The 13,852-nt window shown below is 73.5% G+C and carries 10 protein-coding genes and 1 pseudogene; 9 read left to right on the forward strand and 2 right to left on the reverse strand.

Annotated features, from left to right (window positions below; all coding sequences use genetic code 11):
- Window positions 1-452: 452 nt before the first annotated feature.
- Together ACIO1C_RS32960 and ACIO1C_RS32965 are read left to right on the forward strand one after the other, a co-directional pair.
- Window positions 453-4,784, forward strand: a pseudogene (locus ACIO1C_RS32960) (Pls/PosA family non-ribosomal peptide synthetase); the annotation flags it as partial.
- Between the two features lie 344 nt (window positions 4,785-5,128).
- Entirely contained in the window at window positions 5,129-6,490 is a 1,362-nt protein-coding gene (locus tag ACIO1C_RS32965; RefSeq protein WP_401870746.1) for a M1 family metallopeptidase, read from the forward strand.
- Window positions 6,491-6,504: 14 nt separating this feature from the next.
- Here ACIO1C_RS32965 and ACIO1C_RS32970 read toward each other — a convergent pair whose 3' ends face one another.
- The gene (locus tag ACIO1C_RS32970) at window positions 6,505-7,263 is read right to left on the reverse strand and encodes a ribonuclease H (RefSeq protein ID WP_401870651.1); all 759 of its coding nucleotides are present in this window, start codon (window positions 7,261-7,263) and stop codon (window positions 6,505-6,507) included.
- Between the two features lie 111 nt (window positions 7,264-7,374).
- Here ACIO1C_RS32970 and ACIO1C_RS32975 point away from each other — a divergent pair, with 111 nt between their 5' ends.
- The 5 genes from ACIO1C_RS32975 (at window position 7,375) to ACIO1C_RS32995 (ending at window position 11,957) form a co-directional block, all read left to right on the forward strand.
- On the forward strand, window positions 7,375-7,899 hold the full coding sequence (locus ACIO1C_RS32975; protein ID WP_401870654.1) for a hypothetical protein: 525 nt from the start codon (window positions 7,375-7,377) through the stop codon (window positions 7,897-7,899).
- 94 nt (window positions 7,900-7,993) lie between these two features.
- The gene (locus ACIO1C_RS32980) at window positions 7,994-9,049 is read left to right on the forward strand and encodes a UbiA family prenyltransferase (RefSeq protein ID WP_401870657.1); all 1,056 of its coding nucleotides are present in this window, start codon (window positions 7,994-7,996) and stop codon (window positions 9,047-9,049) included.
- 89 nt (window positions 9,050-9,138) lie between these two features.
- A complete protein-coding gene (locus ACIO1C_RS32985) occupies window positions 9,139-9,525 on the forward strand; it encodes a VOC family protein (RefSeq protein ID WP_401870660.1) in 387 nt (128 codons plus the stop codon).
- On the forward strand, window positions 9,522-10,175 hold the full coding sequence (locus ACIO1C_RS32990) for a TetR/AcrR family transcriptional regulator (RefSeq protein WP_401870662.1): 654 nt from the start codon (window positions 9,522-9,524) through the stop codon (window positions 10,173-10,175). The genes ACIO1C_RS32985 and ACIO1C_RS32990 overlap by 4 nt, the downstream gene beginning before the upstream one ends.
- A 135-nt stretch (window positions 10,176-10,310) precedes the next feature.
- Window positions 10,311-11,957, forward strand: a complete 1,647-nt coding sequence (locus ACIO1C_RS32995; protein ID WP_401870665.1) for an alkaline phosphatase D family protein — start codon at window positions 10,311-10,313, stop codon at window positions 11,955-11,957.
- 132 nt (window positions 11,958-12,089) lie between these two features.
- Here the strand turns inward: ACIO1C_RS32995 and ACIO1C_RS33000 are convergent, their stop codons facing one another.
- Window positions 12,090-12,527: an Asp23/Gls24 family envelope stress response protein gene (locus tag ACIO1C_RS33000; RefSeq protein WP_401870667.1), complete on the reverse strand. Its 438-nt coding sequence runs from the start codon at window positions 12,525-12,527 to the stop codon at window positions 12,090-12,092.
- A gap of 291 nt (window positions 12,528-12,818) precedes the next feature.
- On the opposite strand from ACIO1C_RS33000, the gene ACIO1C_RS33005 reads away from it, so the two are divergent.
- Window positions 12,819-13,280: an SPW repeat protein gene (locus ACIO1C_RS33005; RefSeq protein WP_401870670.1), complete on the forward strand. Its 462-nt coding sequence runs from the start codon at window positions 12,819-12,821 to the stop codon at window positions 13,278-13,280.
- Window positions 13,281-13,440: 160 nt separating this feature from the next.
- Window positions 13,441-13,815, forward strand: coding sequence for an SH3 domain-containing protein (locus ACIO1C_RS33010; protein WP_401870673.1), 375 nt, complete (start codon window positions 13,441-13,443; stop codon window positions 13,813-13,815).
- Window positions 13,816-13,852: the final 37 nt, after the last annotated feature.

Genomic DNA, 13,852 nt, shown 5'->3' on the forward strand with positions numbered 1-13,852 from the left:
GCGCGCCCCGGCCGCGCCCGGCGGCGGCCCGCGCCGCGCCTCCCCCGGCCGACCGCGCCGTGACCAACAGGCGGATCCCGTTAACGCTGGGTAAACTCCCTGTTCGGCGTAGGGAACGTCGATCGGGTCGGCTGCCGGCAGGGCGGTCGGACCATGGATCGGCACACGCCGGGCGGCGGCCGTGAACGGGCCGCCCGGATGGTTCGCCCTCGCGGAGGTCCTCCCCGCGAGCGGGTGTTCGGGATCCGGTTCAGTGTCGAGCCGGAACGGCGGAGCGAGTTGTCCGGCCGGTGTCGCCGAACTCCCGACCCCCCTGACCCCGGAGAAACTGGATGACTGTAGTAGCGGACGAGTCCCAGGCCCTGATCGGGTCGCTGTCGGCCGGTGTCCTGGACACCCCGGTGCGGCCCGGCGTCTTCGCCGGGCGCCCGGCCCCGGACGGCCGCACCCTGATGGACATCCTCGGCGAGACGGCCCGGCGCTTCCCGAACGCGCCCGCCGTCGACGACGGGACGGGGGCTCTGAGCTACCGCGCGCTGCTCACCGAGGTGGACGGCCTGCGGCTGCGGCTGAAGGCCGAGGGCATCGGTGTCGGTGACCGGGTCGGCGTACGCGTCCCTTCGGGGACCGCCGATCTGTACGTCGCAATCCTGGGCGTCCTCGCCGTCGGCGCGGCGTATGTGCCGGTGGACGCGGAGGACCCGGACGAGCGGGCCGGGCTGGTCTTCTCCGAGGCGGGGACCTGCGCGGTGCTGGGCGCGGGCCTCGAACTGGTGGCGCACGGCGCCGCCGGGGGCGTCAGCGGCCGGCCCGGGCCCGAGGACGACGCCTGGATCATCTTCACGTCCGGGTCCACGGGCCGGCCCAAGGGTGTCGCGGTCACGCACCGCAGCGCGGCCGCGTTCGTGGACGCGGAGGCCGGGCTGTTCCTGTCCGAGGAGCCGATGGGGCCGGGCGACCGGGTGCTCGCCGGGCTGTCGGTCGCCTTCGACGCGTCCTGCGAGGAGATGTGGCTGGCGTGGCGCAGCGGCGCCTGCCTGGTGCCCGCGCCCCGGTCCCTCGTACGGACCGGTCTCGACCTGGGTCCCTGGCTGGTCGAGCAGGAGATCACGGTGGTCTCGACCGTCCCGACGCTCGCGGCGCTGTGGCCGGTCGAGGCGCTGGACGACGTACGGCTGCTGATCTTCGGCGGGGAGGCGTGCCCGCCCGAACTCGCGGAGCGGATGGCGGTCGAGGGCCGCGAGGTGTGGAACACGTACGGGCCCACCGAGGCGACGGTCGTCGCGTGCGCGGCGCGGCTGACCGGTGAGGGGCCCGTACGGATCGGGCTTCCGCTCGACGGCTGGGAACTCGCGGTCGTGGACGCCCGGGGCGAGGTGGTGCCGATGGGCACCGTCGGTGAGCTGGTGATCGGCGGGGTGGGGCTGGCGCGGTACCTGGATCCGTCGAAGGACGCCGAGAAGTACGCGGCGCTGCCCTCGCTCGGCTGGTCCCGCGCGTATCGCAGCGGCGATCTGGTGCGCGCGGAGGAGGCGGGTCTGCTGTTCGTCGGACGCGCGGACGAACAGGTCAAGCTGGGCGGGCGCCGCATCGAACTGGGCGAGGTCGACGCGGCGCTCCAGGCGCTGCCGGGCGTCGCGGGCGCGGCGGCGGCGATCCGCACGACCCCGGCGGGCCACCAGATGCTGGTGGGGTACGTGGTGGCGGCGACGCCGGGGGGCGGGGCGCCCGAGGAGGACGCCACCCCGGGGTGCGCCGCCGCGGGCCCTCCGCCCGCCGCCGCCGAGGCCACCGGCCCGGGATCCCGGACCGCGCCCGGCACGCCCCGAGCCGGGACGACGGCCCGCGCCGACGGCCCTGTTGCCGCTGGCTCCGCCGAGCGGGGCCTGGCAGCTCGGGGGACGCCGCCCACAACGCCTCTCCCCGGCGGAGACAACGACTCCGCCCCCTCGGACGACCCCGGGCGGACGTACGGAGACATCAGCCCGGAGCCGTCGGTCGACCCCCGAGCCCCCGGCGCCGGGACTGAACAGGTCGGCGCGGCCCCGGCCGCCGGGCACGCGGACACCACAACACGTACCGATGGAGACGTCGTCCCGGGGGCCTCTGATGGCACCGGCAGCGGCCCAGTAAGCACCACCCCCGCCGGGCAGGCAGCCCGTACCGACAGCGGTGTCGGCGGGCCGGCGTCCGCCGTCGGTGGTGTCACCATCCCGGACAGCGGCACCGCTTCCCCTGCCGGGAGCGCGAGCGTTGTGTTCGACCAGGACGACGCCCTGCGGCGGCTGCGGGCCGCGCTGCCCGCCGCCATGGTGCCGCTGCTCGCCGTCGTCGAGACGCTGCCCACCCGTACCTCCGGCAAGGTCGACCGTGCCGCGCTGCCGTGGCCGCTTCCCGGGGTCGGTGCCGGCGGGGCCGGGACGGTGGCGGGGCTCACGCCCACCGAGGCCTGGCTGGCCGGGTTGTGGGGCGAGGTCCTCGGGGCCCCCGCCACCGGGCCCGACAGTGACTTCTTCGCCGCCGGTGGCGGCAGCCTCGCCGCCGCGCGGCTCGTCTCGCGGATCAGGGTGCGCCACCCCTCCGGGTCGGTCAGCGACATCTACCAGAACCCGAAGCTGGGCGCGCTCGCCCGCGCCCTGGACGAGTCCCGCGCCGAGACGTCGGCGCCCCGCACGATCGCCCCCGTCCCCCGGCGTACCGGCATCGCGCAGATCCTGCTGATGCTGCCGCTGCTGACGGTCGCCGGACTACGGTGGGGCGTCGCCGTCGCGGCCGCCAACAACCTGCTGGCGCACTTCGGCTCGTATCCCTGGGCCCCCACCGTCTCGTGGTGGTGGGTCCTGGCCGGCTGGCTGCTCTGCGTGAGCCCGCCCGGCCGTATCGCGATCGCCGCCGGTGGCGCGCGGTTGCTGCTGCGCGGCCTGAGGCCCGGCACGTACGCCCGGGGCTGCGGCGTTCACCTGCGGCTGTGGACCGCGGAGCGGCTGGCGGAGCTGAGCGGCGCGACCGGGCTCTCCGGAAGCTGGCTCACCCACTACGCGCGGGCGCTCGGCGCGCAGGTCGGTCCCGACGTCGACCTGCACACCCTGCCGCCGGTGACCGGGATGCTCAAGCTCGGCAGGGGCAGCGCGATCGAACCGGAAGTGGACCTGTCGGGCCACTGGCTGGACGGCGACCGGTTGCACCTCGGCAGGATCCGGGTCGGCGCGGGCGCCACGGTCGGCGCCCGCAGCACGCTGTTCCCCGGCGCCAGGATCGGCAAGCGCGCCGAGATCGACGCGGGGTCGGCCGTGACGGGCGCGGTGCCCGACGGACGACGCTGGGCCGGCGTGCCCGCCGCCCGGTCCGGGAAGGCCTCCGGCAAGCCGCCGCGGCGCTGGCCCGAGCGGCGGCCGGCCCGCACCCGCCGCTGGACCGCCGTGTACGCGGTCACCTCGATGCTGCTGAGCCTGCTGCCCTCGCTGGCACTGCTCCCCGGCCTCCTGGTCCTCGCGGCCTTCGTGCGCGGCTCGCGCGACGCGGGCACCGCGCTCACCCACGCGCTGACCGCCGTACCGCTCGCGACCCTCGCGTCCCTGCTCTGCTACGCGCTGTTCGTGGTGGTCGGCGTACGGGCCCTCGGCCTCGGTCTGCGGGAGGGCTGCCATCCCGTCCACGGCCGGATCGCCTGGCAGGCGTGGGCCACCGAACGGCTGATGGACATGGCCCGGGTGCATCTCTTCCCCCTGTACGCGAGCCTGTTCACGCCGGTGTGGCTGCGCGCGCTCGGCATGAAGGTCGGGCGCGGGGTGGAGGCGTCCACCGTCCTGGCGCTCCCGTCCATGACCACCGTCGGCGACGGCGCGTTCCTCGCCGACGACACCATGATCGCCCCGTACGAACTGGGCGGCGGCTGGCTGCGGATCGCCGGGGCCCGGATCGGCAAGCGGGCGTTCCTCGGCAACTCGGGGATGGCGTCAGGTGGTCACTCGGTCCCCAAGCGGGGCCTGGTGGGCGTGTTGTCGACGGCGCCGAAGGGCGCCAAGGCGGGCAGTTCCTGGCTGGGGATGCCGCCGATGAAGCTGCCCCGCGCGGTGGAGAAGGACGACCTGAGCCGTACGTACAGCCCGCCCCGGCGTCTGCGGTGGGCACGTGCCGCGGTCGAGCTGTGCCGGGTCGTTCCCGTGATGTGTACGGTCGCGCTCGCCGTGATCGTCCTCGCGGCCTTCGAGACCGTCGCGGACCGCTGGGGCTTCGGCGCCGCCGTGGCGGCCGGCGGGGCGCTGCTGCTCGCCGGCGGGCTGGTCGCGTGCGCCGTGGCGTGTCTGGCGAAGTGGCTGCTGGTGGGGCGGTTCCGCGCGGTCGAGCACCCGTTGTGGAGCTCGTTCGTGTGGCGCAACGAGCTGGCGGACACGTTTGTCGAGGTGCTCGCCGTGCCGTGGCTGGCCGGGGCGGTGGGCGGCACGCCGCTGATGAGCCTGTGGCTGAGGAGCCTCGGCGCGCGGATCGGCCGGGGTGTGTGGTCGGAGACGTACTGGCTGCCCGAGGCGGATCTGGTACGGATCGGCGACGGCGCGAGCGTCAACCGGGGCTGTGTGGTGCAGACTCACCTCTTCCACGACCGGATCATGCGCATGGACGAGGTGGTGCTGGGGCAGGGCGCGACCCTGGGCCCGCACGGGATCGTTCTCCCGGGCGCGACGATCGGCGCCCGCACGACGGTGGGACCTGCGTCGTTGGTGATGCGCGGGGAGACCCTGCCCGAGGACTCCCGCTGGCTCGGCAATCCGATCGCGTCGTGGCGGGAGGAGACGGTGAACGTACGCTCTCCGGGGAAGACGCGGAAGAAGGCGGCCGGGAGCCCGAAGGGCGTGAAGCGCCTGAAGCGTGTGAAGCCTGTGGAAAGTACAGCGAAAATGGAGGACGCCGCAGCGTGAGCAGGGGCAAGAACGGCCGTGCGGAAAGCCTGTCCAGCCGGGTCCGCGCCGCGGTCGGCACGGCGGTCGACGCGGTGGTGGAGGCGGCCACCGGACCGGGGGAACCGGCGGGGGCGGAAGCCGCACCGGACACCGGCACAGGCACCGGCACCGGCACCGGCACCGGCACCGGCACGGACACCGTGACGGGACCGCCCACAGACGCGGAACCGGTGCCCGGTGTCACCCCCCGTGTCCTCGCCCCCTCCGACTCCTACCTGCCCACCCACGGCAACACCGGATACGGCGTCGACCGGTACGACCTGGAGTTGAACTACCGCCCCGGCACGGGCCGACTGTCGGGCCGTGCCACCCTCTCGGCCGTCGCCGACCCGGCCCTCCCCGGCGGCGCGCTCACCGCGTTCAGCCTCGACCTGCGCCCCTTCCGCGTCGACGGTGTGCTGGTGAACGGCGAGCGCGTCGCCCGCTACACCCACCGGGCCGACAAGCTGCGGATCCGGCCGGTGCGGCCCCCGGCCGCCGGGGAGCCGTTCACCGTGGAGGTGCGGTACACCGGGACGCCCCGGCCGGTGAAGACGCGGGACTGGGGCGACCTGGGCTGGGAGCAGTTGGAGGACGGCGCGCTGGTGGCGAGTCAGCCGATCGGTGCGCCGTCCTGGTTCCCATGCAACGACCGGCCGGCCGACAAGGCCGCGTACCGGATCTCGGTGACCGCGCCCTCGCCGTACACGGTGGTGGCGAACGGGACACTGGAGTCGCGCACGATCGGCGCGTCCACGACGACCTGGGTGTACGACCAGCCGGAGCCGATGTCGACCTATCTCGCGACCGTCCAGACCGGGCTGTACGAACTGGTCGAACTGGCCGATCCCGGCCCGCGTCCCGTCCCGCAGTGGGCGGCCGTACCGCCCCGGTTGCGGGCGCGGTTCGACCACGACTTCGCCCGGCAGCCGCAGATGATGGCCGCGTTCCAGGACCTCTTCGGGCCGTACCCCTTCGGTGAGTACGCGGTGGTCCTGGTGGACGAGGAACTGGAGGTCCCGGTCGAGGCGCAGACGCTCTCCATCTTCGGGGCCAACCACGTCGACGGGCGGCGCGGCTGTGAGCGCCTGGTCGCGCACGAGCTGGCACACCAGTGGTTCGGCAACAGCCTGAGCGTCGCCGACTGGCGGCACATCTGGCTGAACGAGGGCTTCGCCACATACGCGGAGTGGCTGTGGTCCGAGGTGTCCGGCGGCGCCCCGGCGGCGGCGGTCGCCGAGCGGACCAGGGCGAGGCTGGCCCGGCTGCCGCAGGATCTGCGGGTCGCGGACCCGGGCGTACGGCGGATGTTCGACGATCAGGTCTACCAGCGGGGGGCGCTGACGCTGCACGCGCTGCGTACGGTGGTCGGCGACGACGGGTTCTTCTCGCTGCTGCGGGAGTGGACGGCCGTGCACCGGCACGGCACGGTCACGACCGAGGACTTCACCGCGCTCGCCCGGCGCCGCGGCGCCCACTCCCTCGACGACCTGTTCACGTCGTGGCTGTACACGCCCCAGCTGCCGGAACTCCCCCGGCCCCGCGGCGGCTGAGACGCGACGCCTGTCTAGTCCGTACGGCAGGCCGGGTGGCCCCATCCTTCGGGGTTCTTGGCGATGGGCTCACCGGCGGCGTACGCCTGGCCGCACCGGCAGCGGCCCGGGAATTTGGCGTTGAGGGTCCGCGCGGAGGCGGACGTCTTCCTGGTGGAGGTCTTCGTGGCCGCCTTCGTCCCGGACCCGGAACCGGAACCGTACGCAGACCCGGCCCCGGACCCCGACGCGCCGGAGGAGCGCCCCCGGCCGCCGGACCTCACGGTGTCCGGCGCGGCCGGCGGCTCCGGGGAGCCGTACGCGCTGCCCGCCGTCTCCTGGACGATGGCCGCCCTGCTCGCGGCCCGGTCGGCGAAGTCGTTGAGCCGGTCGCCGTCCACCTGGTGCGCGGGCACGTAACGGAACTCCACGGAGCGGCCCGTGAGCAGCGCGTCGATCCGGACGACCAGGTCCTTGTTGGCGACCGGGCTGCCCGACGACGTACGCCAGCCCTTGCGCTTCCAGCCGGGCAGCCAGGTCGTGACCGCCTTCATCGCGTACTGGGAGTCCATCCGGATCTCCATCGGTACGTCCGGGTCGACGGCGGCCAGGAGCCGCTCCAGGGCGGTGAGTTCGGCGACATTGTTGGTGGCGGTGCCCAGCGCCCCCGCCTCCCAGCGGTCGGGCAGCTCCGCCCCGTCGGCGATGACCCAGGCCCAGCCGGCCGGTCCCGGATTTCCCTTCGACGCCCCGTCACACGCGGCGATCACACGTTCAGCCATACCGCCGATCATGCCAGTGCGACGCCCCGCCGGGGACCCCGGCCCACACGGGCCCCCCGGGTCCCCAGGTGCCGGGGGAAAACCCGGTGCCCCGTACCCGGACCGGCTGTCAGGCTCCCGCGCATGACTACGTACGAAGCACTCCTCATCGGAGGCCGGTCGGGCGTCGGCAAGTCCACCGTGGCGTGGGAGGTCTCCGAGCTGCTCCAGGAGGCGGGGGTCGCCCACTGTCTGCTGGAGGGTGACTACATGGGGCAGGTCCATCCCGCCCCCGCCGACGACCCGCGCCGCTCCGCGATCACCGAGCGCAATCTCACCGCGGTCTGGGCGAACTTCGCGGCGCTGGGCCACCGCCGGCTCGTCTACACGAACACGGTGAGCGTGCTGGAGAGCGGGATGTTCCGCCGGGCCCTGGGAGGTGACACGACGCGGATCGTACGGGTCCTGCTCACCGCCGGGGACACGACGGTCCGGGAGCGGCTGGCGCGGCGCGAGACGGGGTCGCAGCTCGACGTTCACGTCGAGCGGAGCGGTCTGGCCGCGCGGCGGTTGGAGCGGGAGGCGCCTCCGGGCACGGTCCGGGTGGAGACGGACGGCAGGTCCGTCGTGGAGGTGGCGCGCGAGGTGGTGGCGGCGACGGGCTGGTAGGTCGTGTCGTCCTGGCCCGGCGGTCGTTGAACGCCCATGTGATCGTGGTGAGCAGCCTCACACCGGCCAGGACCGGCGTGCCCGGTGATCCGTCGTGACCGCCGAGGGGGGCGGCGCCGGGGAGCCCGTGGTGGTGCAACACCCCGCGCGAGGAGGCCTGTTGCTCTCGCACGCGCGGACCTGGCGGGTGTACGAGTCCGCCACCTACGGCCTGCTGGGGCTGGCCGGGGCGTACGCGGGCGGCCTGGGCGCGGGCCGGGCGCCCGGTGCGGGAGTGCTCCTGGGGGTGTGGGGCGTGTGCACGCTGGGCGGGATCGGCGGCGCGTACCTCGGGGACTATCTGGGGCGTGACATCGACGCGGCGGCCAAGCCCCACCGGCCCATCCCCTCGGGCGCGTTGCGGCCCTCGCACGCCCTGGCCGCCGCCGTGTCCTGCATCGCGACCGCCCTGGTCTGGGCGCTGCTGCTGGACTGGCGGGCCCCGGTGGTCCTGGCCGGCGCGTTCGGGCTGCACCTGGTGTACCACCGGCGCCTCAAGACCGCCGGCCTCCTCGGGGACGTCACGGAAGGGACCGCGACCCTGGCGGGCCTGGTGCTCTTCGGCGCCGCGGCCGTCCATGAGCCGTCCTCCCCCGCGGTGTGGCCGGTGGCGGGGGCGGCGGCGGTCCACGGCACGCTCTACAACCTGTTCCTGGCCATCGGTGACGAGGAGGGCGACCGCCGGGCCCGCTGCCTGACCCTGCCCGTACGACGCGGGACCCGGGTGGCCACGACCGTCGCCGCGCTGCTGGTGGTGCCCTGGCTCGGGGCCGTCTGGTGGGCCGCGGCGGTGGCCGGGCCCGCGCCGGGGGCGGCCACCGCGGCCGCCTGGCTCTGTCTGGTCCTGGCGACGGGCTGCGACGCCGTGTCGGTGGCCCGGCTGGTCCGGCAGGCCCGTACACCCGGCGGTCCGACCCGCCGATCGGCCCTGTTCGCGGCGGAGTCGAACCTGGCGGCCCGCTCGCTGGCCGTCTGCGCCTATCTGTTCCTCGCCGGGGGCGCGGGCGCCGGATCGGTCGCGGCGGTCGCCGTCCTCCTCGTCGTCCTGGCGGCCGTGCGCCATCAGATGACCCGTTACGAACTGGGCGTACCGCCGACGGGTCCGGGGTAGGGTCCGTCATACGATCCGAACCGGGTCGTATTTAAATAGACCGGTTGCCGCCACGGCGGACCGGTGGAGCGACGACGGGGGACGGCCTGATGCGGGTCAAGGATTTTGATCATCTGGTGCTCAACGTGCGGGACGTGGAGCGCGCGCTGGACTTCTACTGCGGGCCCCTCGGCCTGGAGCCCGTACGGGTGGACGAATGGCGGGCCGGCAAGGTGCCGTTCCCGTCGGTACGGGTCAGCCCGGTGTCGATCATCGATCTGGTCGACCGCCCGCGCGGTGAGTCGAACGTGGACCACATCTGCCTGGTCGTCGACCCGCTCGACTGGCGGGAGGTCATCGACGCGGGCACGTTCACCGTGCTGGAGGGCCCGGTCGGCCGGTACGGCGCCCGGGGCGACGCCCAGTCGATCTACGTGGCGGACCCGGACGGCAACACCGTGGAGCTGCGCTGGTATCCGCAGGACGCCGGGCGGTGAGCCCGGCCGCCGGACGCCCGCGCGACCCGGCGATCGACGCGGCGGTGCTGACGGCGACCCTGGACGTCCTGCGGGAGCGCGGCTACGCGCGCCTCGCCCTGGAGACGGTCGCGGCCCGGGCCGGCACGACGAAGGCGGCGATACGGCGGCGGTGGCCGGTCCGGCAGAACCTGGTCGTCGACGCCCTCGCGTCGGTCCTGGTCACCCCGCCCGTGCCGGACAACGGCTGCACCCGGTGCGATCTCGTCCAGAGCGTGCGGCTGCTCGCCACCGCGCTGGACGAGCGGCTGCCCGCCGGGGTCCTCGCCCCGCTGATCGCGGACTGCGCGGGCGACGCCGTCCTGCACCGGCGGCTGATCGACGTCCTGGTCGAGCCGACGAGGCACGCGGCGACGGTCGCGGTGCGGCGCGCGGTCGACCGGGGGGACCTGCTGCCCGACGTCGATCCCGTGCTCCTGGTCGACCTGCTCGCGTCGACGGTCTACCAGCGGGCGCTGTTCGGCGACGCGCCGGTCGACCGGGGCACGGCGGGGCCTCTGGTGGACCTGCTGCTGCGCGGGGTGGCCGTCGACTTCGAGCGGCTGGCCAGAATCAGCCGGCGGACCGACCGTACGGCGGAGGACGGTGCGGAGGAGGAGCACGGGCACTGATTCCGTGACCGGCGGACCACGGGGCGCGACATCAAGATTGCACCCATCCGCCATGCGCATGCCATACGACTGACGGCGCGCCGCCTTGACCCCCGACTGCAATTCCCCTGACAACCGCCGTCAGGGGAGGGGCACATGACACCCGTACACCGCCACGCGCCGGGTACCCACGCACCTGAACTCAGGGCAGCCGCCCGGCATCTCGGCCGCCGCCGGTTCCTGACCGGCACGGGCGCGGCGGCCGCGCTCGCCTTCGCCGTGAATCTGCCGACCGCCGGGGTCGCGAGCGCCGCCGCGCTCGACGCCGCGAAGATCACCGAGAATCCGTTCACCCTCGGCGTCGCCTCCGGTGACCCGCGCCCGGACGGCGTCCTGCTCTGGACCCGGCTCGCGCCCAGACCGTACGAGCCGGACAGCGGCCTGCCGGGGAACAGGGTCGCCGTACGGTGGGAACTCGCCCACGACGCGCGCTTCACGCGGATCGCCGAGCGCGGACAGGTGGACGCCCACCCCGAGTTCGACCACAGCGTGCGCGTCGACGTCCCGGGCCTGGACTCCGACCGCGTGTACTGGTTCCGCTTCCGCGTCGGTACGTGGATCAGCCCCGTGGGCCGCACCCGCACCGCGCCCGCGCGCAACGCCACGATCCGCGAGCTGAGGATCGCCGCCGTCTCCTGCCAGGCGTACCACGACGGCTACTTCACCGCGTACAAGCACCTCGCCGAGGAGGACCTGGACGTCGTCTTCCACCTCGGTGACTACCTGTACGAGTACGCCGTGACGGCCGTGGGCGGCGCCCGCAACTACACCGACCGGCGGCTGCCCGCGCACTTCAACCGGGAGACCGTCACGCTGGAGGACTACCGGCTGCGGTACGGCCTCTACAAGTCGGACCCCGACCTGATGGCCGCGCACGCCGCGCACCCGTTCGTCGTGACGTGGGACGACCACGAGACCGAGAACAACTACGCGGACGAGACGCCGGAGAACGACGTACCGCCGGAGGAGTTCCTGCTCCGCAGGGCCGCCGCCTACCGCGCGTACTGGGAGAACCAGCCGCTGCGCACCCCGCAGCGGCCCCAGGGTCCCGACATGCGCCTCTACCGCCGGCTCCGGTTCGGCCGGCTCGCGCAGTTCGACGTCCTGGACACCCGGCAGTACCGCTCCGACCAGGCGTACGGCGACACGGCGCACGTCCCGGGGCCCGAGTCGGAGGATCCGTCGCGCACGATGACCGGCGAGACGCAGGAGCGGTGGCTGCTGAACGGCTGGCAGAACTCCCGCGCCGTGTGGAACGTCGTCCCGCAGCAGGTCAACTTCTCGGCGCGCAGGCTGGATCTGAACCCGGTCGCCAAGGTCAGCATGGACGCGTGGGACGGCTACCCCGCCGCCCGCGAGCGCCTGCTGGACGGCGCGGAAGCGGCCGGCGTCGCCAACCTCATGGTGCTCACCGGTGACGTCCATGTCGCCTACGCCTACGACATCAAGCGGGACTTCGACGACCCGGCCTCCAGGACGGTGGGCACGGAGATCGTGGCGACGTCCATCGCCAGCGGCAAGGACGGCGCCGACCGGCCCGCGACGTGGGAGACGTACACGAAGGCCAACCCGCACATGAGGTTCTACAACGGGCGGCGCGGCTACGCGCTGGTCACGCTGGGCCAGGAGTCGGCGCGGGCCGACTTCCGTACGGTCTCCGCCGTCACGACGCCCGGCGCCCCGGTCTCCACCGCCGCGTCGTTCGTGACCGAGGCCGGGAACCCCGGCCTCGAACCGGCGTGAGGGACACCTGACAGACACCTGACCAGGCCGACGCCGGGTCCGCCGGGGGATCAACCTCCCCGGACGGGCCCGGCGTTCGGCGAAGGGTCACCGCGGCCGTCGTACGCGCGTACGCGCCGTTCGCGTCGTGGGTCACACCACGCGGGAGTTGTCCGAGTCCTCGTCGTCCTCGGATCCCGCTATGTGCACGTCCGACACGGTCACGTTGGCCTCGACCACGTCGAGTCCGGTCATGCCCTGCACCGCGTCGGAGACGTTGGAGCGGATGTCGCCCGCGGTCTGCGCGATCGGCGACCCGTACTCGACCACGATCTCCAGGTCGATGGCCGCCTGCTTCTCACCCACCTCGACCTTGACGCCCCGGGTCGGGTCCTCGGAACCCGCCACGCGGTCGCGTACCGCCCCGATCGTGCGGGACATGCCGCCGCCCATCGCGTACACACCACCCGTGTCACGGGCCGCGATGCCGGCGATGGTCGACACGACCGAGTCGGCGATGACCGTGTTGCCCTTGACGTCGTGTCGTGCTCCGTTGTGCCGCGTGGTCACCGCGGACTGGTTTTCCGCCATGAGAGATTTCCCTTCTCGCAGAGGCTGATCGCTCACTCGAACCCCCGTCGTCCCCCTCGCACTCCACTGTGCGCGCCCTCCCCGGAGCACGCCATTCGGGTGAGCACTCCCCCGCTCCCGGGCCCACGCGCGGGCCCCGCTTCCGGCCCATCGGGCACGGAGAGCGATCAATTGGCTTCACATATGACCCAAAACTCCGCTTAACGGATTTTTTACCTTATGGGACATTTTGATCGCCGAGGGATGGGAACGTCACCTTACGAGCCACACCCACAGCCGAAGGAGTTGGCCATGGCATCACCATCACCTCGTCCGTCATCGACCATCGAGGACCATCCCGACATCCGTGCGTTGCAGGCACGTTCCGAGCGGGCCATCGCGACGCCCCTGGCGCAGGCCGTACAGAGCCTGAGCCTGCTGGCCGGCCTGTTCCTGGCCGCCTCGCCCTGGATAGTGGGCTTCAGCGGACTCACGACCCTGACCGTGACCAACCTCATCGCCGGCATCGCGTTCACCCTGCTGACCCTCGGGTTCGGTTCGGCGGCCTACGAGCGGACGCACGGCATGGGATGGGCCGCGCTGGGGATCGGCGTGTGGACGATCATCGCCCCGTGGGTCGTGGCCGGGAACGTGACCACGACGCGAACCATGGCGAGCAACGTCGCGGTCGGAGCGGCGTGCGTCTGCCTCGCCCTCGCCACGGCCGTGTTGGGCATGACAGGCCGCCGAAGTCGAAGCCGCGCGCACGGCTGACCCTTCGGCGCCGAACCGCCCCACCGCACCGCCCGGCCGCACCACGCGGCCGGGCGGTGCGCTGTCCGGGGCATCCGGGTGATGTTCCCGTGTCCGTCCCGGTCCCGGGTCGCGCCACGTGCCATAAGGAGGTACCACCCCTTCAGGGAAAGAAGGAACTGTGTACGAACTGCGCATCAAGCGTCGGATCACCGCGGCCCTCGCCGTCGCCATCCTCGCCGGCTCCGGCGCCCTGGTCGCCACCCCCGCCGCGGCGACGGGCACGACCCCGCCGGAGGCCACCACGGCGGTGGCGGCGCTCCCCAAGGGCAAGGTCATCGCCCGCCTCCCGCTGACCATCCGCGAGAGGCCGACGACCAACTCCCGGTCCCTCGGCAGCTACCAGCCGGGCACGATCATCACCCTGTACTGCAAGACCCGCGGCCAGAACGTCGACGGTAACGACCTCTGGTACCTGCTCGGCGGCACGAAGCGGGGCTGGGTCTCGGCCCGCTACGTGAAGAACTTCTCGCCGGTGGCGTACTGCCGGTTCTGACCGACCCGACAGGGCGGACGAGCGCCGGACCTCCGAC

The organism is Streptomyces sp. NPDC087420, assembly GCF_044744165.1.
GTDB lineage: Bacteria > Actinomycetota > Actinomycetes > Streptomycetales > Streptomycetaceae > Streptomyces.

What these genes read in the sequence shown, in the direction of transcription:
- ACIO1C_RS33000 (WP_401870667.1), bottom strand. Translation starts at nt 12,527, where the DNA reads ATGGCGGAAAACCAGTCCGCGGTGACCACGCGGCACAACGGAGCACGA.
- ACIO1C_RS33005 (WP_401870670.1), top strand. Translation starts at nt 12,819, where the DNA reads ATGGCATCACCATCACCTCGTCCGTCATCGACCATCGAGGACCATCCC.
- ACIO1C_RS32970 (WP_401870651.1), bottom strand. Translation starts at nt 7,263, where the DNA reads ATGATCGGCGGTATGGCTGAACGTGTGATCGCCGCGTGTGACGGGGCG.
- ACIO1C_RS32975 (WP_401870654.1), top strand. Translation starts at nt 7,375, where the DNA reads ATGACTACGTACGAAGCACTCCTCATCGGAGGCCGGTCGGGCGTCGGC.
- ACIO1C_RS32985 (WP_401870660.1), top strand. Translation starts at nt 9,139, where the DNA reads ATGCGGGTCAAGGATTTTGATCATCTGGTGCTCAACGTGCGGGACGTG.
- ACIO1C_RS32995 (WP_401870665.1), top strand. Translation starts at nt 10,311, where the DNA reads ATGACACCCGTACACCGCCACGCGCCGGGTACCCACGCACCTGAACTC.